Origin of the sequence: Sphingobium sp. WCS2017Hpa-17, assembly GCF_031843765.1 — a bacterium.
GTDB lineage: Bacteria > Pseudomonadota > Alphaproteobacteria > Sphingomonadales > Sphingomonadaceae > Sphingobium.
This window is the reverse complement of record NZ_JAVTIV010000014.1, coordinates 88655-112776: the sequence shown is the minus strand read 5'-3', so window position 1 is coordinate 112776 and position 24122 is coordinate 88655. Positions and strand designations below refer to the sequence as shown.

Genomic DNA, 24122 nt, shown 5'->3' with positions numbered 1-24122 from the left:
TTCCGCCGCCTCGTAAAGGATTATGAACGTTATGCCCAGACGCTCGCTGGACTGCACGTCGTCGCGTTCGCGTGCATCATGATGAAGCAAGCTGTGGCAATCGCGGCGGGTTCATAACAGCCTCTAGGGTAGCGGCTGATCCCGTTACCAATTTGTTTACGGCGAAGAGGCAGGATCGCTAAAATCATTGAGGTGGCAGGAGTTACCAATGGTAGAGGCGTTCTATGAGAGACTGCGAAAGGCTGACCGTCGGAGGCATCCTCGTTTCATCACCTCCTTCAAGGGAAGGCTTACCTGTGAAGGCGAAAGCCGAACGGTGGTAGTCGGGGATCTTTCTAGCGGTGGGGCAATGATCGAAGACCATCCGGATTTTTGGCCGGGACGAAAGGTGGAATTGCGAGCGAAAAAATTCCACGTCCATGGACAGGTGCGATGGAAGAAAGATGGCATATGTGGCCTCTCTTTCGATAAGTCTATTGATCCGCTTCTTGTTATTGAGGCGAACGCGGGCGAAATTAAAAATATCTGGTCGGACGAAGGCATCGCACCAGTAGGAATCGACAAATAATTTGTGACCTGTTTACATGTTCGAGATAGAAATTTAGCGCTTATGCATTTGCTTGGCTTGCCAACGTCGTAAATAAGAGATCGAGCATAACTTCCCGATCGATGTTGGTCGCGCCGATAAGTTGGCGCTTGGGATAAGGCACGGCCTTGGAACGCAGCGAGGGCTTATCCCGCAGACCATAGTGATGGATGTTGGCGACAGCGGCCGCCTTGCCCGAGAACCCGACCCAAAATCCCTGGTCGTTTGCCTGTGACCGCAGGAATCGCGCTGACGCCAGGCGTCGGAACATGGCCCGGCGTCGCAGGCCGCCGCGACGGCGCAGCGTGCCGCCGCCGGCATTGCGATATTCGTCCGGCACCGGCAGCCATTTGACGACCTTGTCGAATTCGAAGGAGCGGATGGCGCCCGCCTCGATATCAAATCCAGTCATCATCCGGCCCGTCGACCAGGTGAAGCTTTTCATGATGACGCGGCGCGGTTCGCCGCCACCGCCTGAAGGATACAGGAAACAGGTCGCGCCGCGCCCCGATATGGGGGCTTGTTTGGTTTTGCGCGGGGTGAAGCCGGCGCCGTCAGGTTGCTTCTGGGCTGCGATGCGCTGGCGCTGCGACAAGGTAAGGTCTCGCGCCATGCGACGCATCAGGCTCCGGCGCTCGGCCGAGGACAGGCTTTGTACCAGGGCGCCGGCGATCCGCTCCAGTTCGGCCAGATCGTCGGTCACAGTATTGGCTCATCATTGGCGAACGCCTCCTGAAACGACGCCGTCACGCCGGCGAAGGCGGCAGGAAACTCCGGCTCGGGCGGATGCTCGATATCATAGCCGCTGCCATCTGCGCGGGGCACGACCAGGACCGGTTCGGTCAACTCTATCGAGATTTCTATATCCGATATGTCGCTATCGAGCAGTTCCGCCTCGAACTGGAAGGCCTCGCTATTTTCGCGATGGAGCAGCTCGCGCTGTTCCTTTTCGATCCAGGCGAGGATCGGCACCATGATATGGTCGCTGTCGCCGGCATATTCCCAGATCCCGACCTTGAGCGTGTAGCGGTAGACAAAGGAAAGGGTGCGGGATTTGCGCGTGGCGATGCTGCCACCCTCGACATAGATGTTCAGCCGGTCGGGATGCGTCTTGAGGTAGGGCAGATAGGCGGTAAGCCAGCGTCGAAGGCTATCAGCCTTGCGCATCGGTCAGTTTCCTTCGGCCAAGCGCAGCTGATCCTGCAATTCGATCAAGGTCGCGCGGATCTGGCCGGCGACATCGTAGAGGCTGAGCAGGCTGCCCTGGCACTGCGCGCCGGTCATCTGGCCAGCATCAGTCCGCTGGACGATCGGCAATCGGGCGGGTGTCGCCAGCAATGCCCCAGATATCGTCGGCATTGGCCGTGGCTGCTGCACGGTCGAGCAGGCCGACGCCATCAGCATCAACGCAGATATTGCGATAAACCGGCCGCTCGATGATTTTCCGGCTTTCATGGTAGATCTCCCTGCCGTTGGCCTGGCGCGCCTGTTCGCCGGACTGGTGACGCTCGGCCGAGGCATCGATCTGGCTTTGCAGCTGCTGGCGGACCTTGGCGGCCTGTGTATCAGCGCGGATCTGCGCCGCACGTTCCTGGGCGAGACCTACGCCAATGCCGTGGATATAACCGCCGGCAGCAGCAAAGCAGGCGAGCAAGCCGCCGGCCATTGCGATATGAGATCGGCCCAGCGTCATGCCAGAAGCCCTTTGAAATAGGCCCGGCGCGAATAGGTCAGCACATCCTTGCGAAGCCGTCCGTCGCGATAGCTGACATGTATCCAGCCGCTGTTGGGCTGCCCGCGCACATAATTTTCGAGAATCAGTTGATCGAACGCCATGCGGTCGCGGATGAAGCGTGCGACCGTGACGTTGTCGACGCCGGGAATTTCAAAATCTGCAGCTTCGCCCTTGGCATGCTGGCTGTCGACGCTCGATCCTACCACCAAGCACAATTTGGGGGTACGAAAGCCCGACGACAGATGGATAGGGCGACCGAATTGCGCACGCAGTGGCTCCAGCACCATGGTGCATAGCATCTTCATTGACGCGATCTGTGTTGCGTTGGGCGTGTTGTCGATACGCTGGGCAATTGCGGTGGCCGATGCGGTGAATTCGGCCAGGGTGAAGTTGGGCGATAGCTGCACGGTGATCAATCCTTGTTCGGGAAATAGCGGTCCATCACGCGTGCAGGCAGTGTGGCGACCATGTCGGCGGCCGAGCGCATCAGGCGGGGCGTGGCGTCGAAGGCGATCAGGGCGATGGCAAAGGCGATCGACTGGGCGACAAAGCCATTCCAGCCCGTCACGGCGATGATGCCGACCGTGGCATAATAGCTGACGGTGGAGCCGACGATCCACTGCACGAAACGCTGGCGGAAAGGCAGGGCCGGTTTCCATGCCTGAGCGACGGCCGAGCCGATCAGCGAAGGGGTGAGCGAGGCGACGACCTCGGCAGCCGAGGGGATGAGGGTGCGCAGATCCATGGATGTCAGTCCCAAAGCTGGATGAGGGGGCGGACGCGCGTGGTGGCGGCATCGGCGGCGGTGGTAGTGGCAGGAATATCGACGGCGGTGCCGAGCGGCAGAATGGCGCCGGCGTCGATCAGTCCCGGATTGGCGTCGAGAATGCGCGTCAGCTCGCTGGGGCCAAGGCCGGCCTCGCGCCAGATAAGCAGATCCAGCGTGTCGCCCTGTTTGGCGACCAGGCGTTGCGCGGCTGCCATCAGATCAGGTCGACCGTGGTGCGGGTGCGGCCGAGGATGTCGCGAATGGCGTGCTGGGCATCGCGGCGCAGATCCTCGACCGAGCCTTCCAGTTCGGTCGCCTGGTTGGCGCCGGCGGCCGTCGTGTCGAAATCGCGATGGCGCTCGATCAGTTCGGCCTTGGCGAACAGGGCGATGGCGCGCTGATAGCCATGCACGCGCACGCTGGCGCCGTCGATCTGCGCCGCCGGCATCGCCGCCAGAGTGGCATGGCCGGCAGCGATCGAGGCGGTGGCGAAGGCCAGCAGATCGTTGCGCGCCGTCATAATGGCGCCAACGATCGCGCCGCGCAGCCGGGGCGCGGTGATGCTGGTCGGGATGCGCGCGACATCGCGCACATGCGCCGGATCGATGTCGGGGAAGAAGCCGTCATTAGCGACGATGGTTTCAGCCGCCGGCGGTGCCTCGATCTCTGACGATGGCGGACGCGCGACAAAACTCATGCCATGATGCTTTTGGCGAGGATCGTCACCGAGCCGATGTAGATCGCCCCGCCAAGGATGATGGTGCTACCGACTGTCAGTTTCGAACGGTCGTAGGCACGACCCCAGGCACGATAGGAAAGATAGAAGATCCAGACGGCCAAGAGGCAGCCGGCCAGCGACATGAGTACCGGCGTGTTCGCCAGGCCCCAGAGAAACGCTGCCTTGGCAAGCATGCAGCCGAACATGGCAAGAAGGAAGGCGCCGCACAGACGTTCGACCATTTCGACAGTTTTCACCGTCGTAGCATCCCATCCATATGCCGCCGCGAGCGGCCATTGGGCAATCATGGCGAAGAAGCCGATGGCCATGGCGGCAAGCATGAGAAAGGCGGCAATGAGATCGAACATGGTGGCGGTCCTTTTGGTTTGTCCCGCCGGCTTACAGGGGTGGGGATCGGGTCAGAGAGCGGCCCTATGGCCCGAAGGCCTCCCGCTCTGCGCGATCCGCCCCTGAGCGCCGGGGGCGAGCTTGTCAGGCGGCATCGTCGCCGCGTTGTTCGTCTTCGGGCGGGAAGGCAGTCAGGTTGGTTGCGATCAGCTTTTCCGCCTTCTTGATCTTGGTGCTGACACCGATGCGGCTATGGAGCCGCTGCGCCTCGCGCAGGCTGTTGCGCGCGACCGTCAGGCGGGCGCGTGCCGCCGGGCCGGCTTCCATGTCCTCAGCAACGGTCAGTTCCTCGGTGCCGATGGCCTTGAACAGCTTGGCGCGTACCTCGTCATGGATGTCATGCGCTTCGGTGAGGTCCGCGACACGGTCGAGGATATCGAGTGGGAAGGATGCGCCGGCGCCCTGCGCCTTGTTGGCGGCGTCCGCGATTTCTTCGACCACGATGGTGGCGGCATCGCGCTGATAGCGAGACGGCATGGCGACCCGATGGGCGAACATGAAGGGAACCAGGTCGAGCGCGTCGGCATAGGAGCCGGTGTCGATCAACCAGACCATGACGGTCGGCAGCACTTCGGCGGCCGTACCAATGCCAACGCCAGCGTCGGCCGCGATCAAGCCGGCGATCCAGTCCCGATATTCAGGCAGCATTTCGCGCTTGGCCGCGATCTTGAGGTCGATCGACTTGATTTCCTTCAAGCGCCGCAGATCATGGGTGAGGCGCAGCGCGATCTGCGCGGCAGCGCGATCGGCGGCGGTGAAGAGGTTGGTCCCCGATGCCGGGAGAGGAGCGGCATCGGGGACAGCCGCCACGAAATCGAGGACGGCCGCAGCATGTTGGGCAGCGAGAATTTTTTCCCGGTGACGGCGAGCGAGGCTCATTTGCGTGTCCTGTCAGGTGGCGGTTTGGCGGTGGGGCGGACGCCGGCGATCAGGCCGGCTTCTGGCCCATGACGATATTTTCGATGAGGACGGTCTTGCCGTAATCCTCGACCACATAGGCCTCGTTGACGCTCTCATAATTGGCGATCTGCGTCAGTTCCGGCTCATCCTTGAGGTAGCGGCGGCGCGATTCCTCCTGCTCGTAGATCGCCAGATTCTTGTAACTGGTGATGAGGATGGACGAGGTCGGGAAGTCGGGCACGCGCTCTGCAGGAAAGCCGCCGACCTGATTGGCGGCGCGCAGGATCGCATCGCGCGCCAGCTGCTCGGTCGGCGTGTCGCCCGCCTTGTTGATAATCGGCATATATTTGTCGTGGACCAGGTCGCGGCTGATCATGACGACAAGATCTTCGGCGTCCTGATGCCAGTCATCGAGCAGGGTGCTGGCGTCCTTCACCAGCGCGTCCAGATTGACATAGTCGCGCTTGGTGGTGTCGCTGGTGTCGGCGACATAGATCGCCTTGCCCGTGGTCGTCAGGGCACCATCGTCCAGCACGCGGGCGGGTGCATAGGTGCGGATCTTGTGCAGCCAGCCCTTGTTGACATCCTGCAGGCGCGGATTGGCGACCAGATCGGTCGCGGCGGCGACGGACGTGCCGTGGAAGCCGATGGTGATACGGTCGAGCGCCTGGCGCTTGAGAATGACATCGCGGACCAGCTGCTGGAATTCGGGCTTATGGCGCCAGGCGTCCAGGCGCTCCCAGGCGAGAGCATGGTCATAGAAGGTCTGTTCGCACCGATAGCGGCCGCCATCGCTGGTATCAGTGGGATCGGTGGGCGTGCGGCGCGTGCCGCCGCGCGTGTTGACGCGGCCAGCCAGCGGGCGGGTGACGCCGACGCCGACCTTGTCGCCTTCCTGGTTGACCACGGTTTCGAATGCGATCTTCTGGAGGAAGGTGCTCGATTTCTGGATGATCTCCATCATCTTCTGCTGCACGGACGGCGCAACCGAGAAGCTGTCGGTGGCGTTGGGCACGCCGTTCAGGCGCGCGATCTGCGCCAGATAGGCGTTGAAGGCGAGGCGGGTATCACGATGCATGGATATGCTCCTGGGCGGAAAGGGCAGCGGACGGGATGAGAGTGCGGATCAGCAGTCGGTCTGGACTGTCGCGCCGCCGCCGGTCGCGGGCTGGCGATGGAAGCGGTCCGGTTGCTCGGTCGTTTCCAGCTTCGTCTTCATCGCCGCAAACTCGCCCTGAAGGGCAGCAATGGCATCGGTAGACGGCTTGATCGCGGCGGCGACCTGTTCGCCCAGGGCGGTGCTGAAGGCCGCGACGTCGAAGCTGTTGTCGTTGGCGGGCGGCGGCGTCTTGGGTTCTTCCTTGGCCTTGTCGTCGCCGGGCGTGAATTTCGCAGCCAGGGCGGAGAAGCCGGCCACGATCGCAGCGGCGATGCCGCTGGAATTGACCGGCTCATCCTCCATCTCGATATCCACGGCCTCAAAGGCTTCGGAGAAGAGGTTCGCCGGCGCGGACTTGCGCGCATCGAACACCGGCTTGAACGCGGCGAAATTGAAAGCTTCGACGCCCAGCGAGGCGGGATTGTCGGTAAGGCCAAGGCCGGTCATGCCGATCTTGCCGGTACCGGCGAAATCGGGCGAGATTTCCAGTGAGGGATAGGGCTTCTGCCCCTTCGCCCGCATGGCGAGCAGCTGATCGTTGGGTTCCACCTGGGCATAGAGGGCGCGGCGGCGCTGGGTCTGTCCGTCGATGGTGAATTCGTCGGTCTGGGCTTTTACCGCCACGACGTCGCCATAGCCGTTGAACGGCGGTTCGGGGCTGTAGCCCTTGATATGTTCGACGTTGATGCGGGGCGTGTAGTTCGCCGTGTTGAAGGTCGCGACGATGTCGTCAATCCACGAGGCCTCGATCTTGCGACCGTCGCTGACGGTGAAGCCTTCGACAAAGACGCGGAAAAATTTGCTCTTGGCCATGGTTGGTCCCGGTTCCCGTAGTGACGGGGCGCGCGCCCCTGTTGATGGGCAGAAAGGGACGCAAAGGGGCATCGGCTCAAGACGGGGCATTTGTAGAGGCGGCCTCTACAAATGGAGGCCGATGCTTAGCGGCTGATGCGCGCGGCATGGTCCGCCGCGATGACCACGCAATCCCCCCAGCCCGGCGCGCCGTCTGTCCTGTGGCAGTTCGATCCGCGCCGCCATGCGCGCAGCCTCTACTGGCGCGGGTGGGGCGTGACCCAGATCGCGGACGAGTTCGCGCTGCATGGCGTGGTGAACGACAAGGGCGCCCCAATCCCGCGCGCGACGATCGAAGCGTGGAAACAGCGCGACCGCTGGGATGATGCGCCATCGATCCGCAAGATCGAGGACGGCCTCGAAATCCGCCTCCTGACGCTGATCGCCAAGGAAAAGAAGACCAGCGCGGATTATGTCGAACTGGACGCATTACGACGCCAGGTCGAGAGCCTGGCGCGGGTGCGCCGCCATGACGCGCCAGGCGGCCATGCCGGCGATCTCAATGACAAGGTCGGCAATCGCAACGCCGGGCCGCGCAAGAAGGCGAAGAAGAACCATTTCACGGCCGAGCAGGCGGCCGAACTCAAGCGCATCTTCCTCGACGGCCTCTATGATTATCAGCATCGATGGTGGCAGGCCAAGGATCAGCGCACCCGGATGATTCTCAAGTCGCGCCAGATCGGCGCGACCTATTATTTCGCGTTCGAAGCGCTGATCGACGCGATCGAGACAGGCCGCAACCAGATATTCCTGTCCGCATCCAAGGCGCAGGCCCACCAGTTCCGGTCCTATATCGTCAGCTTTGCCAAGCTGGTGGGGGTGGCGCTGACCGGCGATCCGATGCTGATCACGTCGGATCTGCGCCCGGCAGAGGAAGCAGCGGCCGAACTGCATTTCCTGGGCACCAATTTCCGCACCGCCCAGGGCCGCCATGGCAATTTCTATTTTGACGAATTCTTCTGGGTCCATTCGTTCGAGGAACTGAACAAGGTCGCCTCGGGCATGGCGACCCACAAGAAGTGGCGCAAAACCTATTTCTCGACGCCATCGACCGTAGCCCATCCGGCCTATCCCTATTGGACGGGCGAGCGCCGCAACCGCCGGCGCAAGAAGGCCGATCGGATCGAGATCGACGTCAGCCATGCCGCGCTGGCGATCGGCTCGCTCGGCCCGGATAGGATCTGGCGCCATATCGTCAACATCCGCGATGCCGAGGCGGGCGGCTGCGACCTGTTCGATATCGAGGAACTGCAAGACGAATATGCCGAGGACGAATTCGCCAACCTGTTCCTGTGCGATTTCGTGGACGACAGCCTGTCGGCCTTCCGCTTCAACGACCTGGTCCGCTGCGGCTGCGACAGCCTGGTGGAGTGGATCGATTTCAATCCCGAAGCGGCGCGGCCGTTCGGCAATCGCGCGGTGTGGGCCGGCTATGATCCGCAGGATAGCGAGGATGGCGATAATGCCGCCCTGGTCATCATGGCGCCGCCCGATCGCGAGGGTGGTACGTTCCGCATCCTCGAGAAGCATCAGCTGCGCGGCCTGGACTTCGAACAGCAGGCCGAATTTATCCGCGCCGTGCTGTCACGCTATAATTGCACTTATGTCGGCGTCGATGCCACCGGCTCTGGCTCTGGCGTCTACCAGCTGCTGTCCAAGACCGAAAAGGGCGTGGTGAAGATCGAATATTCGCTGGAGGTGAAGGCGGGCATGGTCATGAAGGCGCAGAATGTCGTGCGCCGGGGCCGCATCGCCTTTGAGGCTGGCTGGATCGATATCGTCTCGTCCTTCATCAGCATCAAGAAGACGCTGACCACCAGCGGCCGCAACGTCACCTTCAAGGCCGGGCGCGGCGGCGGCGATGGCCATGCAGATCTCGCTTGGGCGGTCATGCACGTCCTGATGAATGAGCCGCTCGACGGCAAAGAAGCCCCCAAAGCAACAATGGAGATCCTATGAGCAAGCGCGCGCGCCGCATGAACAGGGCGGAGGCGCAACGCGCCGCGCAGGGGGCGATCGTCGCCAGCAGCCAGAAAGCCGGGGTGGAAGCCTTTGGCTTTGGCGATCCCGAGCCAGTGATGGACCGCGCCACATTGATGGACATGGTCGAATGCTGGCACAATCAGCGCTGGTACGAGCCGCCCTTGCCGCTGGACGGCCTGGCGCGCGCGTTCCGGGCCAGCCCGCACCATAGCAGCGCCATCATCCTCAAGCGCAACATCCTGGCGGCCAGCTTCAAGCCGACGCCGCTCCTGTCGCGCAAGGCCTTCACGGCGGCGGTGCAGGACTATCTGGTGTTCGGCAACGCCTATTTCGAAAGCCGGCAGAACCGCCTGGGCGGGTTGCTCCGCCTCGATCACAGCCTGGCCAAATATACGCGGCGTGGCGTGACGCCGGGCAGCTTCTGGTGGGTGCCGGGCTTTGGCAATGAAAGCGAGTTTGCGCCGGGAACCGTGCTTCAGATCATGGCGCCCGACGTCAATCAGGAGATTTATGGCATCCCTGAATATCTCTCGGCGCTGCAATCAGCGCTGCTCAATGAGAGCGCGACCCTGTTCCGGCGCCGCTATTATCTGAACGGCAGCCATGCCGGCTACATCCTCTATGCGACAGGCGGCTTTGCCGAGGGCGATGTGGACGCCATGCGCGATGCGCTCAAAAAGTCGAAGGGGCCGGGCAATTTCCGCAACCTGTTCGTCCATGCACCCAACGGCAACGAGGGCGGGATCAAGCTGCTCCCCATTGCCGAGGTGGGCGCGAAGGACGAATTTCTGGGGATCAAGAACACGACGCGCGACGACGTGCTGGCCGCGCACCGGGTGCCGCCCCAGCTGCTCGGCATCGTGCCGCAAAATGCCGGGGGCTTTGGCAGCCCGGCCGACGCGCTTGACGGCTTTCACGAATTGGAGATCGAGCCGATCCAGGCGAAGTTTCTGGAGGTGAATGACGAACTGGGGGTCGAAGCCGTCCAGTTCCATGAGCGGGAGAAGGCAGCGGCCTGATCCGATATTCAACGCTGGTTGAGGGCAGGCCATACGCCTGCCATCGAAAGCGGGGATGACCGCGCTGCAACGCGGCCACCGACGAGGATGCATCTCGCCACGACCAACCGGCCACCCTGGCCGCCCCGCCCTCACCAGGGCGGTGGTTCATCTGTGAGCGAATTTCCTACATGTCACTCGAAAAAATCAATCCCGTCGCGCCCGCTGCCGGCTATATCGGCGGCAAGCGCAATCTGGCCTCGCGCCTGGTGTCGATAATCGGCCGGGTGCCCCATGACAGCTATGCCGAGCCGTTCGTAGGGATGGGCGGCATCTTCCTGCGCCGCAAGGCCCGGCCCAGGGCAGAGGCCATCAACGATGTCAGCGGGGACGTGGCCAACTTCTTCCGCATCCTCCAGGAGCATTATCCCTATTTCATCGACATGCTGCGCTGGCGGGTGTCGAGCCGGGCCGAGTTCGATCGGCTGCGGGCGATGCCGGCTGACCGGCTGACGGATCTGCAACGCGCCGCGCGGTTCCTTTACCTCCAGCGCCTGGCCTTCGGCGGGAAGGTGCGGGGCAGGGCATTCGGCGTCGATGCCAGGAACGGTGGCCGTTTCAACATCGCAAAGTTGGAGCCGATGCTGGCCGAGATCCACGATCGCCTTGCCGGCGTCGTCATCGAGCAGCTCGGTTACGCGGACTTCATCCGGCGCTACGATCATGCCGGCGCGCTTTTCTATCTCGATCCGCCCTATTGGGGGTGCGAGACGGACTATGGCCAGGACGTGTTTTCGCGCACCGACTTCGCCCAGCTGGCCGAGCAACTGGCCGGCATCAAGGGCAAGTTCCTGCTGTCCATCAACGCGACCGATGGCGCGCGCGAGACATTCTCGCGGTTCCAGGTGAGTGATGTCCCTACCACCTATACCATCGGCGGCCAGGCAAAGCCGGTCACCGAACTGATCGTCAGCAACTTCGACCTCCCGCGCTGATCCATCGATAGAAACTGCCAGGGCGGTCCGCGACGCGGGCCGCCCTTATTCGTGCGCGCAATATTATGTCGCGCCTCGACGCTGTCGCCGGGCCGGTCGGCGGCACCGCATCCGCCGCGGCGACCCGCAGGCCCCGCCGGGGGCGCCCCCTGGGGCGGGGCCGGGGCGGCACCCCCTGAAAACGCGCTTAATCCCCCGCCTCGCCCGCGCGCTTTTTATGTCGGAATTGATGCACCACCGATAGCAGGGGAAAACCGGCCTAAGGCCTGGGCGGGATACGTCCGTGACACCTCCCGCTCGTGATGCGATCTGATGCACCTAGGCCGCACCTAAAAGCTCAGCGCCACCCTGATGGCTGGGATGGGTGGATTTCGGAATGGCGGCTTATATAACGAGCTTGCTGCAAAGCCGCCGTAAAGTTCGTTTCCGTCCGGTCGCACTAACCCATTAACTTTGCAACGCGCCCTCCGTTTGCCATGTTGAAAAAAAACGAGGGGCCTTCTGTGTTTGATTCGATAGGTGCGTTCAACAATCAATTTACGCCGGTGGATGGCGGCTATCTGTATTATCCGTCAAAAAATTCTGGCGGTAAACTTGTCACTCCTGATGAATACGAACAGTTAGCCGCAGGCTGGCATAAGGTCGCTGGCCGCCGTGGCATGTGGAAGGTCGCTGGCATCGTCATGCTGGCTATCGTCTTTTGGACCGCCATATCGAAGCCTTTGTCTCTGCCAGAATGGTCGGACTCGATTATGGTTGCCGCATCTGTTGCGGGAATTTCGGCATGGTTACTTTGGGCCAGCTTTGCCCCGCGTCGTTTGGTTCGAGATCGACCGGCGATAACTCCACCTAGGCCCGTTTCAGAGGCGAAACGTCAAGCGCGAGCCTTGCTCAATTGGCGTTTCATCACCTTTGCACTCTTGCTCAGCGGTATCGCCTTTTTCGGTTCGTTGAACGCACCAGAACGCGATTTCAAATCTTGGGCTTGGCTTATTGGCAGCGGCGCGATGTTCGGCCTCTATATATGGATAGGCATTCGGAAGTTTCGGGATAGGTAGTTCCTGGTTCCGTTATGCAGCAAGCTGCCGAATGTCCGCTAACCGGGAACTGCTCTGGTTCATTGAATGTCAAATTCTGGTCGTTTGCGAACCGTCTGAATTTATCTACGCGACCTCCCACCCGAATTAGGAACGCTGGGTCATGGAAAATTTCCGTCGCGCCCCTTCTCCATTGAGGGAGGGGCCGCGAAAGTGTGACATTCGCTCGCCCGCCATCGTGAATGTAAATAACATACTGATTTTAAAATATTTCCTTAATTACATCGCACTTGTTGCACGATGTGATCTCTCCCGCAGAAAACTGTAACCCCCGCAGAAATCCTAGGGTTTTTGAAGACAGGATATTACGTTTTCAAAGTGTAATATGGTTACGTCTAAATCACATAAAAATCACAGCGCAAACCCGCAGAAATCCGCCAATGTTACGGAAGTTACATTTTTTCCGGTACCCGCCACATGATGTTCCCTCGCCCCGCTTTTAATCCTATAGCGCATCGCCAGCTTCACAGGCTGATATCGTCGTCAAATTTATTGGCTATGGTATGATCTATGGTAAGAGAAGGCTTCGCCGACGATCGCTGCAAAGGATATCAATGCCTTATGAGCGCTATGCAATGTCCTCCGTCTCCGCCATTTTTTCTTTTGGGTTCCGCGCGATGATCAAGTCCCGCTTCGGTACCTTTCGCGGGCTGGTCCGGCTCGCGCTCTCCTATCCGCAACTACTGCTGGGCCGATCGGCCAGCCTGACGCCCGATGCGGCGCGGGTGCGGCGACTGGTGTTCGTGTGTCAGGGCAATATCTGCCGCAGCGCCTTTGCCGATGTGGCGGCGCGGCGCGCGGGGCTGAACGTCGCATCCTTCGGCCTGTCGACCACCACCGGACGGGGCGCCCATCCGCCGGCGATATTGGCGGCGCAGGCGCTGGGGCATGACCTGTCGGCGCACCGGGCGATCGACATGCAGGATTATGTGCCGCAGGAAGGCGACCTGCTGCTGGCGATGGAGGTGCGGCAATTGCACCGGCTGGGGGCCGATCCGCGCCTGAAGGAGCTGCCGCGCATGCTGCTGGGGCGCTGGACCCGGCCGATGCTGCCGCATCTGCATGACCCCTACAGCCTGGACGATCGCTATATGGCGACGTGCCTGACGCGAATCGACCGGGCAGTGCCCGCGCTGGTCAGGGCTTTTCCCGGCGCGCGGCTTTCCTGACCATCTGCACCAGATCGCGCAGCCAGGGCTTTGGGTCCGAGCGGCTGAACACATAATAGCGCGCGCGCGGGTCGAGGAAGGCCAGCAGATAGGCGGCCAGATCGGCAATCGGGCGGCGGCGGAAGAAGGGGTCGCCGATCCGACCGGGGGCGAAGAGGATACGGACCAGTCGCTTGGTTTCCGGCACCATGTAGCGTGCGCGCAGATCGTCGCGCGGCACAGGCGCGGGATCGGTCTGACCCAGCACGGTGCGGCGATACGCCTCCCACGCGAAGCCGGCGCCGCAATGGAGCGCCAGCGGCAGGCTGCCCCAGAAACGCCCATTCACCTCCATCAGCCAATAATGGCCGCTGGCGACGTCATAGCGATATTCGACCATCGCTTGCCCTTCCCAGTCGAGCGCGCGCAGCAGCTTTTCCGACAGCGCCATTTGCGGGCCATGGGCATCGACCGGTTCGGCGCGGCAAAGGGTGGAGACTCCCCCTTCGGGCGGCCATTCGTGCAGGCGACGATGCTGGAAGCGCAGGGTGGCCTGCCCATTCGCCATGTAGAGCATCTGGCCCAGGCCCACGCCCCGGCAATATTGCTGGATCAGCGGCCAGCGCCCGATCGGCGCATAGCGATCCAGCAAGGCGAGCAACTGGTCCGCGTCACGAATATAGTCGGTCTTGATCCATTCCAGGCCGGCCTGTTCGAGCAGGCCCATGACTTCGGGCGGATTGGCCCATTTGGCGACCAGCGGATAGCGCATCTGCGCGGCGCGGGCAGCGAAATCCTCATGGCCGAGCGGCTGCCAGGTCTGAGGCACGCGCAGGCCGGCGGCGGCGGCGGCCTGTATCGTCTGCATCTTGTCCAGCACCCGGCCAAGCTGATCGGGGCGCGGCACGAGAATATGGCAATCGCCGATCATCGGCGGCAGCGCGGAGAGTTGCAGCAGGTCGGTTTCGGAAATGGCCAGCACCGCGCGGGCGCCGGTGCGGGCGATCAGGCCGGGCAGCCAGTCGGCGATCGGGCCGGCAGGACGCTTGGTCCAGTCGGTGCAGTAGCGCGAACTGGTGACGATGGAACTCTGGTCACGCGCGATGCCGTACACGGGCACGCCATGCCGGCCCAGATCGCGCACGACCGCAAGGCCGATGGCGTTTTCCAGACCCAGGACGATCGCGCCGGGCAGCGCCGTCACGCAGGCACCAGCCGATGTTCGTAGCGCCAGGTCGCCCAGGCCTGCTGCGCGAGGCGCAGGCCGGTGCGCAGCCGGCTGGGCGCAGCGCGGTTCAGCGTGCGGACCGGCTGGTCGGCAAGCTCGGTAGACAGATCGTTGAAGCCCGCGCCCCGGACGCCCGGCAGGCGGGCGGCTTCGCGGCACAGCGCTTCGAATCGGGCGATGACGGCACCATTGGGCCGTTGGCGATCGCGCGAGAGCATTTCGAAACTATGGGTGACGACATTGAAGGCGTCATGGCCATCGCGCACCGCATGGCGCAGGCCGGCGCGCATTTCTGCGGCGGACATGGCGCAGATCTGGGCCGGGCGGAAACCACCGGGCCGATCCTCTATGCCCGATACCGGCAGTTCGGCGACGCCCTGCGCACGGGTCACGCCGATCTGCGCCGGATCGGCGGATATACCGCATCCATGGCCGAGATAGGCGGGATTGACGCTGCTGTCCCAGACGACGCCCAGCGAGCCAAGTGCGCGCAGCGTATCGTCATTGGCGCCAAAATTGCCGGCGCGGAAGGCCGTGATGGCGGGGGCGCCGGCCTGTTCCAGCAATTTCTTGGCATGACCGAGCAGGATGATCTGATCGTCCAGCGAAAAATCGCCGATATTATGCCCCTGCCGATCACCGACCGGCGAATCCTTCGCCCAGGCGAGCCATTCGGTGTGGATGTGCATCTGCACTTCATGGCCGCGCGCGACGATGGCGCCGACGATAGGGGTCAGAAAATCCGCGCCATGGACCAGCGCGGGCATGGGATCGAGAAAGAAGACGCCCTTCAGGCCATGGTGGTCGAGCAGGTCCATCTGCCAGCCGATGCCGAAGGCGCCAGCCGGCGTCCGCGCCCAGATCGACCGGTCGACATTGTCGGCCAGACTCATGCCACGCTGGTGCAGCGAAGCGGAGAGCTCGGTATCGACGGTGATCAGCAACGCGGTCATGAAGGAGTCCGGTCCGGGGGCGACAAGCAGGCGATAGATAATCTGCGTTAAGGAGGGGTAATATTTCCCCCGCATGTCCGATAGGAATTTCTACCGAAATATGCGCCCCTGAACCTTGCTATCTCCTGAAGACGGCGCCCCCGCCGCGAACCCTTCATTCCAGCAGCGCAAATTCCCCGTAATTGCCCTGGAAGAAGAGCAGGGGGCTGCCCGGACGATCGACTTCCAGCGCGACCACCCGGCCGAGCACGATATAATGATCGCCCGCTTCATGCACGGCGTCGAGCGTGCAGTCGATCCAGGCGACGACATCGTCGAGAATCGGCGAGCCATTGGCCGACACCCGGTGGGACAGGCCAGCGAACTTGTCCGGGCCGGGCCCGGCGATCTGGCGGCAGAGCGGCAGCTGGTCGCTGGCGAGCACATTGACGCAGAATTTGCCGACCGCCTGCAAGCGCGGCCAACTGCCCGAGCTTTTGGCCGGGAAGAAGGCGACCAGCGGCGGGTCGAGCGACACCGAGGTGAAAGAGCCGACGACCATGCCGACCGGCGTGCCGTCCGCCTCCACTGCGGTGACGACGCAGACGCCGGTGGGGTAATGGCCCAGCACCCGGCGAAAGGTCGCATTGTCGAAACTGGCCACACTCATGCCTTGCTCCCGAGACGGTTCATGCCTCCCCCTCTCGCGCAGAATGGGGCCCAAGCAAATGATAAAGCGCGGACCACCGACGAGAAAATCTCAGCCGATGGCCCGCAACCGATCAGAGTGCGACGCCGCCAGCCGCCAGCACGGCAAGCGTGAGCAGTTCGGACGCATTGGAGGACATGGTGGCGATCTGCACCGATTTTTCCATGCCGACCAGCAGCGGGCCGATCATTGTCGTGCCGCCCAGTTCGCGCAGCAGCTTGGCCGAGATATTGGCCGATTGCAGGCCGGGCATGACCAGCACATTGGCCGGGCCAGACAGGCGGCTGAACGGATAATTCTTCATCACCGCCGGGTTGAGCGCCGCGTCAGGGGTCATTTCGCCTTCAAATTCGAAATCGACCGCCCGTTCGTCGAGCAGCTTCACCGCGTCGCGTACATTGTCGAGATAGGCGCCGGGCGGGTTGCCGAAATTGGAGTAGGAGAGGAAGGCGACGCGCGGGTCATGGCCCATGCGGCGGGCGACGGCGACCGTCCCTTCCGCAATATCGGCCAGTTCGATGGCCGAAGGGCGTTCATGCACGGTGGTGTCGGCCAGAAACACGGTCTTGTCCTTGGTCACCATGACATGGATGCCGAAGGGCGTGCGACCGGGTGCCGGGTCCATCACGCGCTTCACTTCGCGCAGCGTCTGGCCATAGGGGCGGGTCATGCCGGTGATCATCGCATCGGCCGCGCCCATCTTGACCAGCAGCGTGCCGAAAATGTGGCGATCGCGATTGACCATCCGCTCGCAATCACGGCGCAGATAGCCGCGCCGCTGGAGGCGGGTGTAGAGCAGGTCGACCATGTCGGGCACGAGCGGCGAATTGACGCTGTTGTGCAGTTCGAAGCTTTCGGGATCGCGCACGCCGAGCGCGCGCAGCTTGTCCACCACATTGTCGCGGCCGACCAGCACCGGAATGCCATAGCCCAGTTCGCGGAACTGGATGGCGGCGCGCAGTACCACTTCCTCTTCCGCTTCGGCGAAGACGACGCGCTTGGGATTGGCCTTGGCGATCTCATAGGCGCTGGTCAGGACCGAGGTGGTCGGGTTGAGCCGGCCCTTCAGCGACTGGCGATAGGCGGCCATGTCCTCGATCGGCTTTTGCGCGACACCGGTTTCCATCGCCGCCTGGGCGACGGCGGCGGGCACCACTTCCATCAGGCGCGGGTCGAAGGGCGCGGGGATGATATAGTCCGGACCGAAGCTGTGGGCGCGGCCATAGGCCTTGGCCACTTCTTCCGGCACCTGTTCGCGCGCCAGTTCGGCGATCGCCTTGGCCGCCGCCAGCTTCATCGCTTCGTTGATGCCGGTCGCCCGCACATCCAGCGCGCCACGGAAGATGAAGGGGAAGCCGAGGACATTGTTGACCTGATTGGGGAAGTCCGAGCGGCCGGTGGCGACGATCGCGTCGGGGCGCACTTCATGCGCGTCGGGCGGCAGGATTTCCGGGTCGGGATTGGCCATGGCGAAGATGATGGGATTGGGCGCCATCGACTTCACCATATCCTGCGACATCGCGCCGGCGACCGAGAGGCCCAGGAACACGTCAGCGCCCTTGACCGCTTCGGTGAGGGTCCGCGCGTCGGTCCTGACCGCATGGGCCGACTTCCACTGATTCATGCCCTCGGTGCGCCCCTGATAGATCACGCCCTTACTGTCGCACATGGTGACATTGTCGTTGGGGACGCCCAGCGCCTTGATCAGTTCGGTGCAGCTGATGGAGGCGGCGCCCGCGCCGTTCACCACCACCTTCATGTCCTTCATGGAACGGCCGGTGAGCAGGGCGGCGTTCAGCACGCCCGCCGCCGCGATGATCGCGGTGCCATGCTGGTCGTCATGAAAGACCGGGATGTTCATCCGCTCCTTCAGCGTCTGTTCGATGATGAAGCATTCGGGCGCCTTGATATCTTCAAGGTTGATGCCGCCGAAGGTCGGCTCCATCAGTTCGACCGCGTCAATGAAGCGATCGACATCCTCGGTCTTCAGTTCGATGTCGATGCTATCGACGTCGGCGAAACGCTTGAAGAGCACCGCCTTGCCCTCCATCACCGGCTTGGAGGCCAGCGCGCCAAGATTGCCCAGGCCCAGGATCGCCGTACCGTTGGAGATGACCGCGACCAGATTGCCCTTGGCCGTATAATCATAAGCGGTCGCCGGATCGGCCGCGATGGCGCGCACCGGCACCGCGACGCCGGGCGAGTAAGCGAGGCTGAGGTCGCGCTGCGTTGCCATCGGTTTCGACGCGATGATTTCGATCTTGCCGGGGCGACCGGTCGAGTGGAAGAACAGCGCCTCGCGCTCGGAAAATTCCACATTCGATCTGTCGGACATCGCGGGCACCCATGTAATGGAACAATAAGCCGGCCCTAGCGGCAAGATTATCTTGTGGGCAAGTGCGAGAAGCGCAATTTTCCTGCCTTTCCGGGAAGCGCTGGTTTCGGTTCAAGGTTCAGGCTATCGCCCTGCCCCATGGCTTCTTCGACCGACAATCCAGCTTCTGCCGCCGCCCCGACGCCGATGATGGCGCAATATCTGACGCTCAAGGCGGAGGCGCAGGACTGCCTGCTCTTTTACCGCATGGGCGATTTTTTCGAGCTGTTCTTCGACGATGCGAAAATGGCGGCAGCAACGCTGGATATCGCGCTGACCAGCCGGGGCGAACATGGCGGCCAGCCGATCCCGATGTGCGGCGTGCCGGTGCATAGCGCCGAAGGCTATCTGGCGCGGCTGATCAAGGGGGGGCATCGCGTTGCGATCGCCGAGCAGACCGAAACGCCGGCGCAGGCCAAGGCACGGGGCGGCAAGACGTTGGTCGCGCGGGCGATCGTGCGGTACGTGACCGCCGGTACGTTGACCGAGGAGACTCTGCTCGACAGCCGGCGCGACAACATGCTGGTGGCGCTGGCGCAGGTGGGCGGGGAAGGATCGGGCGAAATCGGCATCGCCGCCGCCGATATTTCCACCGGCCGGTTCGAGACGATGACCTGTCCGATGGGCGACCTGCCCGCCGAGCTGGCGCGGTTGCGGCCGAGCGAAGTGGTGGTGGCCGAGGGATCGGGCATCGAAGTGGCGGACATGCATCCGTTCGACAAGGCCGCCTTTTCCAGCAGCCGGGCCGAGGATGCGCTGAAACGGCTGTTCGCCGTGGCGACGCTGGACGGGTTCGGCCAGTTCGGGCGTGCCGAGCTGGCGGCCATGGGTGGGCTGATCGCCTATCTCGATCATGCGGGCAAGGGCACCCTCCCCTTCCTCGCCCCGCCGCTGCGCAAGACCAGCGGTGGCCATGTCGCGATCGACGCGGCGACGCGCGAGAGTCTGGAGATCGTGTCGACCACGGCGGGGACTCGCGCAGGCAGCCTGCTGGGCGCGATCGACCGGACGGTGACGGGCGCGGGCGCGCGGTTGCTGGGGCAGGATCTGTCGGCGCCGCTGATGGATCTGGCGGTCATCGAGGCGCGACTGGGGTTGGTCACGCTGTTCCATAATGATGCGACATTGCGCGACCAGTTGCGCGGGGCGCTGCGGGCATTGCCGGATATCGGCCGGGCGCTGGGGCGCGTGGCGGTGGGGCGCGGGTCGCCGCGTGACCTGGGTCAGTTGCGCGATGGTCTGGGCGAAGCGCGGTTGCTGCGCGAGCGGCTGGGGCGGCTGGCCGATGCGCCGCAGATGCTGGTGCAGTTGCTCCCCGCGCTGGATGGGCATGGCGCGCTGGTCGATGCGCTGGCGCGCGCGCTGGTGCCGGCGCCGCCGACCGAGACGGCGAGCGGCGGCTATATTGCCGATGGCTATGATCCTGCGCTGGACGAATTGCGGCGGCTGAGCAGTGACGGCCGCCGCGCCATCGCTGCGCTCGAAGCCAAATATCGCGCGCAGACCGGCATATCGGCGCTCAAGATCCGGCATAATGGCGTGCTGGGCTATCATGTCGAGGTGCCGGCGCGGGCGGCTGACCTGTTGATGGCGCCCGACAGCGGCTTTACCCATCGCCAGACGCTGGCCGGCGTGGTGCGATTCAACTCGATCGACCTGCATGAGGAAGCCGGGCGCGTGGCGCAGGCGGGTTCCCATGCGCTGGTGGCCGAGGCGGCGCATCTGGAAGAGCTTATCGGCGCGGTGCTGGATCGCAAGGCCGACATCGCCCGCGCCGCCGATGCGCTGGCGCGGCTGGACGTCGCCGCCTCGCTGGCCGAGCGGGCGGCCGAAGGCGGCTGGCAACGACCGCATTTCGTGGCGAAGGATGGGACGGGCCAGTGCCTCGACATCGTCGGCGGACGACATCCGGTAGTGGAAGATGCGCTGCGCAAGGAGGGCCAGCCCTTCGTCGCCAATGATTGCCGGCTGAACGAAGGCGACCGGCTCTGGCTCGTCACTGGCCCCAACATGGGCGGTAAATCGACCTTCCTGCGGCAAAATGCGCTGATCGTGATTTTGGCGCAGGCGGGCGGCTATGTGCCAGCGCAGGCGGCGACGCTGACGCTGGTCGATCGGCTGTTCAGCCGCGTGGGCGCGTCGGACAACCTCGCCAAGGGGCGATCGACCTTCATGGTCGAGATGGTCGAGACGGCGGCGATCCTGGCACAAGCGACCGAACGTAGTTTCGTCATTCTGGATGAAGTGGGGCGTGGCACATCCACCTATGATGGCCTCGCGCTCGCCTGGGCCGTGGTCGAGGCGGTGCATGAGGTCAATCGCTGCCGCTGTCTGTTCGCTACTCATTATCATGAGCTGACGCGGCTGGCCGAGACGCTGGCGTCGCTGTCGCTGCACCATGTCCGGGCACGCGAGTGGAAAGGCGACCTTATATTGCTGCACGAACTGGCCGAGGGGCCGGCGGATCGCAGCTATGGCCTGGCGGTCGCGCGGCTGGCCGGGTTGCCGCCCGCCGTGCTGAAGCGCGCCAAGGATGTGCTGGCGCGGCTGGAGGCGGGCAAGGCGAAGACCGGGGGGATCGCGGCGGGGCTGGACGATCTACCCTTGTTCGCAGCGGTGGCGACGCAGGAGGAAGAGGCGCCCGATCCGCTGCTGACGGCCATCGCGGCGATCGATGCCGATGCGCTGTCCCCGCGTGAGGCACTCGATCATATATATCGCTTGAAACAACTGGCCGCCGACCTGCGACGCGATTAGAGAACAGCCATGGGCATACAGTATCCAGCGCTGGGATCGCGGCGTGCGATCATCGACCGGCGCGCCATTTCCGATACGATCAACGCTTTGGCGCAGGAGCATCGGGGCGATGCCATGCGCCTGCGCGGCGGAATCGTGAAGGAATTGAAGGCAGCGCTGGACGAAGGCCGGGCCGAAGTCGCCCGACGCCTGGAGGCCAAGCCGACGCGCGGGCGGGAATCGGTGACGGCCTTCGCCTTCCTGATCGACCAGATATTGCGGCTGCTCTACGACGCGACCACGCATCACCTGTATCCGGCGGGCAATCGCAGCACGGGCGAACGGATCGCGCTGATCGCGGTGGGCGGCTATGGCCGTGGCGAAATGGCGCCGCACAGCGATGTCGACATCGGCTTCATCACTCCCTGGAAGCCGACCGGCTGGACCGAGCAGGTGATCGAATCCATGCTCTATTCGCTGTGGGATCTGGGGCTGAAGGTCGGGCATTCGAGCCGTTCGGTCGACGAGACGATGCGCATGGCCAAGAGCGACCTCACCGTGCGCACCGCCCTGCTGGAGGCGCGCTATGTCTGGGGCGACCGGGCGCTCTATGAGGAAACGTCGGTCCGTTTCGACGCCGAAGTCATGCAGGGCAATGCCCGCGCCTTCGTCACCGAAAAACTGGAGGAGCGCGACGAGCGGCACAAGCGGATGGGCGACAGCCGCTATGTCGTCGAGCCGAACGTCAAAGAAGGCAAGGGCGGGCTGCGCGACCTGCATACGCTGTTCTGGATCGGCAAATATGTGAACCGGGTGCGATCGGTCGCGGAACTGGTCGATGTCGGCCTGCTGACCGAAGTCGAACTGCGCCAGTTCCAGAAGGCCGAGGATTTCCTGTGGGCGGTGCGATGCCACCTGCACACCATCACCGGCCGGGCCGAGGATCGGCTGACCTTCGACCTTCAACTCGAAACCGCGACGCGGATGCATTTTACCGGCCGCGCGGGACGGTCCGGGGTCGAGCGCTTCATGCGCTATTATTTCCTGAACGCGAAGACGGTGGGCGACCTGACCGCCGTCTTCCTGGCGCATCTGGACGATCAGATGGCGGAAAAGGGACGGCGCTATATCCCGTCGATTTTCCGCCGGCCCAAGAAGTTGGACGGGTTCGTGCTGGAGCGCGGGCGGATCGCGCTGCCGAGCGACGATTTCTTTCAGGCGGACCCGGTTCGGCTGCTGGACATCTTCGCCGTGGCGGATAAGCATGGCTTGCAGATTCACCCCAGCGCGATGCGTGCGGCAAGCCGGGACGCCGGACTGATTTCCGCCAAGGTCCGCCGGGATCCCCGTGCCAATGCCGCCTTCATGGAGGTGCTGACATCGCCGCGCGACCCGGAAACGGTGCTGCGCTGGATGAACGAATCCACCGTGTTCGGCCGGTTCGTGCCGGACTTTCGCCGCGTCGTCGCGCAGATGCAGTTCGACATGTATCACCATTATACTGTGGACGAGCATACCATCCGCGCGGTCGGCCTGCTGTCTCGGATCGAGAAGGGCGAACTGGGGCAGGATCATCCGCTGGCGAGCGACCTGATGGGCAAATTACTGTCCCGCCGCGCGCTCTATGTCGCGGTGCTGCTGCACGATATCGCCAAGGGGCGCGGCGGCGACCATAGCCTGCTGGGCGCAGAGGTGGCGGAGCATCTTTGCCCGCGCCTTGGCCTCACCCCGGCAGAGACGGAGACGGTCGCCTGGCTGGTGCGCTATCACCTGCTGATGTCGGCCACCGCCTTCAAGCGCGACTTGGCCGATTACAAGACGATCCTCGACTTCGTGGACGTGGTGCAAAGCCCGGAGCGGCTACGCCTGCTGCTGTGCCTGACCGTAGTGGATATCCGTGCCGTGGGGCCGGGCGTGTGGAACAGCTGGAAGCGGCAGTTGCTGGGCGACCTGTATGACGCGGCCGAGGAAGTGCTGCGGCTGGGCCACAAGCAGAAGGGACGCAGCGAGCGGGTCGCGATGAAACAGGCGACGTTGCGAGAGGCGCTGGGGATGGATGAGGCGACCTTCGCCGCGTTCAGCAAGCGGCTGCCCGAAAGCTACTGGATCGCCGAGCCGGACGACATATTGGTCCATAATGCCGAACATATTTTGGCGGCGGGCGACGCACCGCTGTCGATTGCGGCGCAATATTATCCGCAACGCGGGGCGACGCTGGTGACGGTCTATGCCGCCGACCATCCGGGACTTTTCTATCGCGTCGCAGGTGCCATCCATCTGGCCGGCGGCAACATCATCGACGCGCGCATCCATACGACGCGCGATGGCGTGGCGATCGACAATTTTCTGGTGCAAGACCCGCTGGGCGGGGCATTCCACAGCGACGATCAGCTAAAGCGGATTCGTGGCGCGATCGAGGATTCGCTGTCCAACCGGCATCGGATGATCACCAAGCTGTCGGCCCGCCCCCTGCCCCGCACCCGCGCCGAAGCGTTCCGCATCGAACCCAATGTGCTGATCGACAACAAGGCGTCGAACCGCTTCACCGTGGTGGAGGTGAATGCACGGGATAGACCTGCGCTGCTGTTCAGCCTGGCCAATGCGCTGTTCCAGTCGAAGGTGACGGTGCATAGCGCCCATGTCGCCACCTATGGCGAACGGGCGGTCGATACCTTCTACGTTACCGACCTGCTGGGTGGGAAGATCGAGAGCAAGGCGCGGTTGCAGACGCTGGAGCGGCGCCTACTGGAGGCGGCTGGTGGTGAGGTGGGCGAGGCGCTGGAACGGGCCTGACC

At 63.4% G+C, this 24122-nt stretch carries 23 protein-coding genes and 1 pseudogene; 9 read left to right on the top strand and 15 right to left on the bottom strand.

The genetic code is table 11. The features are described 5' to 3' along the window. Positions 1-117: pseudogene (locus RQH62_RS17720) on the top strand (IS5/IS1182 family transposase); the annotation flags it as partial. A gap of 91 nt (positions 118-208) precedes the next feature. Continuing rightward, positions 209-568: a PilZ domain-containing protein gene (locus tag RQH62_RS17715; protein ID WP_311270049.1), complete on the top strand. Its 360-nt coding sequence runs from the start codon at positions 209-211 to the stop codon at positions 566-568. A 40-nt stretch (positions 569-608) separates the two neighbouring features. On the opposite strand, the gene RQH62_RS17710 is transcribed toward RQH62_RS17715, so the two are convergent. The 11 genes from RQH62_RS17710 to RQH62_RS17660 form a co-directional block, all read right to left on the bottom strand. After that, positions 609-1289 carry a phage virion morphogenesis protein gene (locus RQH62_RS17710; protein ID WP_311270048.1) on the bottom strand — a complete coding sequence of 227 codons (681 nt, stop codon included), beginning with the start codon at positions 1287-1289 and terminating at the stop codon, positions 609-611. Beyond that, positions 1286-1753 carry a phage tail protein gene (locus RQH62_RS17705; RefSeq protein WP_311270047.1) on the bottom strand — a complete coding sequence of 156 codons (468 nt, stop codon included), beginning with the start codon at positions 1751-1753 and terminating at the stop codon, positions 1286-1288. Before RQH62_RS17705 ends, RQH62_RS17710 begins: the two co-directional genes overlap by 4 nt. 127 nt (positions 1754-1880) lie before the next feature. Continuing rightward, positions 1881-2279 (bottom strand): hypothetical protein, encoded by a 399-nt coding sequence (locus tag RQH62_RS17700; RefSeq protein ID WP_311270046.1) that lies wholly within the window; start codon positions 2277-2279, stop codon positions 1881-1883. Further along, complete coding sequence (locus tag RQH62_RS17695; RefSeq protein WP_311270045.1) at positions 2276-2728, bottom strand: D-Ala-D-Ala carboxypeptidase family metallohydrolase; 453 nt, start codon at positions 2726-2728, stop codon at positions 2276-2278. The genes RQH62_RS17700 and RQH62_RS17695 overlap by 4 nt, the downstream gene beginning before the upstream one ends. A 5-nt stretch (positions 2729-2733) precedes the next feature. Continuing rightward, the gene (locus tag RQH62_RS17690; protein ID WP_311270044.1) at positions 2734-3066 is read right to left on the bottom strand and encodes a hypothetical protein; all 333 of its coding nucleotides are present in this window, start codon (positions 3064-3066) and stop codon (positions 2734-2736) included. A 5-nt stretch (positions 3067-3071) separates the two neighbouring features. After that, positions 3072-3305 (bottom strand): tail protein X, encoded by a 234-nt coding sequence (locus RQH62_RS17685; RefSeq protein WP_311270043.1) that lies wholly within the window; start codon positions 3303-3305, stop codon positions 3072-3074. Further along, positions 3305-3787 (bottom strand): head completion/stabilization protein, encoded by a 483-nt coding sequence (locus RQH62_RS17680; RefSeq protein ID WP_311270042.1) that lies wholly within the window; start codon positions 3785-3787, stop codon positions 3305-3307. Before RQH62_RS17680 ends, RQH62_RS17685 begins: the two co-directional genes overlap by 1 nt. Further along, positions 3784-4176 (bottom strand): hypothetical protein, encoded by a 393-nt coding sequence (locus tag RQH62_RS17675; RefSeq protein WP_311270041.1) that lies wholly within the window; start codon positions 4174-4176, stop codon positions 3784-3786. Before RQH62_RS17675 ends, RQH62_RS17680 begins: the two co-directional genes overlap by 4 nt. 124 nt (positions 4177-4300) lie before the next feature. Then, complete coding sequence (gene gpM / locus RQH62_RS17670) at positions 4301-5095, bottom strand: phage terminase small subunit (protein ID WP_311270040.1); 795 nt, start codon at positions 5093-5095, stop codon at positions 4301-4303. Positions 5096-5144: 49 nt separating this feature from the next. Then, positions 5145-6194, bottom strand: coding sequence for a phage major capsid protein, P2 family (locus RQH62_RS17665; RefSeq protein ID WP_311270039.1), 1050 nt, complete (start codon positions 6192-6194; stop codon positions 5145-5147). Positions 6195-6242: 48 nt separating this feature from the next. Beyond that, entirely contained in the window at positions 6243-7088 is an 846-nt protein-coding gene (locus RQH62_RS17660; RefSeq protein WP_311270038.1) for a GPO family capsid scaffolding protein, read from the bottom strand. 159 nt (positions 7089-7247) lie between these two features. On the opposite strand from RQH62_RS17660, the gene RQH62_RS17655 reads away from it, so the two are divergent. The 5 genes from RQH62_RS17655 to RQH62_RS17635 all read left to right on the top strand — a co-directional run bounded on the left by RQH62_RS17655 (position 7248) and on the right by RQH62_RS17635 (position 13369). After that, positions 7248-9086 carry a terminase large subunit domain-containing protein gene (locus RQH62_RS17655; protein WP_311270037.1) on the top strand — a complete coding sequence of 613 codons (1839 nt, stop codon included), beginning with the start codon at positions 7248-7250 and terminating at the stop codon, positions 9084-9086. Next, the gene (locus RQH62_RS17650; RefSeq protein ID WP_311270036.1) at positions 9083-10129 is read left to right on the top strand and encodes a phage portal protein; all 1047 of its coding nucleotides are present in this window, start codon (positions 9083-9085) and stop codon (positions 10127-10129) included. Before RQH62_RS17655 ends, RQH62_RS17650 begins: the two co-directional genes overlap by 4 nt. Before the next feature lie 170 nt (positions 10130-10299). Next, a complete protein-coding gene (locus RQH62_RS17645) occupies positions 10300-11103 on the top strand; it encodes a DNA adenine methylase (RefSeq protein WP_311270035.1) in 804 nt (267 codons plus the stop codon). Between the two features lie 476 nt (positions 11104-11579). After that, positions 11580-12161, top strand: a complete 582-nt coding sequence (locus RQH62_RS17640) for a hypothetical protein (RefSeq protein ID WP_311270034.1) — start codon at positions 11580-11582, stop codon at positions 12159-12161. A gap of 656 nt (positions 12162-12817) precedes the next feature. Next, positions 12818-13369 carry a phosphotyrosine protein phosphatase gene (locus RQH62_RS17635; RefSeq protein WP_311270033.1) on the top strand — a complete coding sequence of 184 codons (552 nt, stop codon included), beginning with the start codon at positions 12818-12820 and terminating at the stop codon, positions 13367-13369. Here RQH62_RS17635 and RQH62_RS17630 read toward each other — a convergent pair. The 4 genes from RQH62_RS17630 to RQH62_RS17615 form a co-directional block, all read right to left on the bottom strand. Next, the gene (locus RQH62_RS17630; RefSeq protein WP_311270032.1) at positions 13338-14552 is read right to left on the bottom strand and encodes a carboxylate--amine ligase; all 1215 of its coding nucleotides are present in this window, start codon (positions 14550-14552) and stop codon (positions 13338-13340) included. The genes RQH62_RS17635 and RQH62_RS17630 overlap by 32 nt on opposite strands. Beyond that, positions 14549-15529, bottom strand: a complete 981-nt coding sequence (locus RQH62_RS17625; protein ID WP_311270031.1) for a hypothetical protein — start codon at positions 15527-15529, stop codon at positions 14549-14551. Before RQH62_RS17625 ends, RQH62_RS17630 begins: the two co-directional genes overlap by 4 nt. Positions 15530-15683: 154 nt before the next feature. Then, positions 15684-16178 (bottom strand): flavin reductase family protein, encoded by a 495-nt coding sequence (locus RQH62_RS17620; protein ID WP_311270030.1) that lies wholly within the window; start codon positions 16176-16178, stop codon positions 15684-15686. A 112-nt stretch (positions 16179-16290) separates the two neighbouring features. Further along, positions 16291-18552 carry an NADP-dependent malic enzyme gene (locus tag RQH62_RS17615; protein WP_311270029.1) on the bottom strand — a complete coding sequence of 754 codons (2262 nt, stop codon included), beginning with the start codon at positions 18550-18552 and terminating at the stop codon, positions 16291-16293. 138 nt (positions 18553-18690) lie between these two features. On the opposite strand from RQH62_RS17615, the gene mutS reads away from it, so the two are divergent. Together mutS and RQH62_RS17605 are read left to right on the top strand one after the other, a co-directional pair. Next, complete coding sequence (gene mutS / locus RQH62_RS17610) at positions 18691-21348, top strand: DNA mismatch repair protein MutS (RefSeq protein WP_311270028.1); 2658 nt, start codon at positions 18691-18693, stop codon at positions 21346-21348. Between the two features lie 9 nt (positions 21349-21357). Then, a complete protein-coding gene (locus RQH62_RS17605) occupies positions 21358-24120 on the top strand; it encodes a [protein-PII] uridylyltransferase (protein WP_311270027.1) in 2763 nt (920 codons plus the stop codon). Positions 24121-24122: the final 2 nt, after the last annotated feature.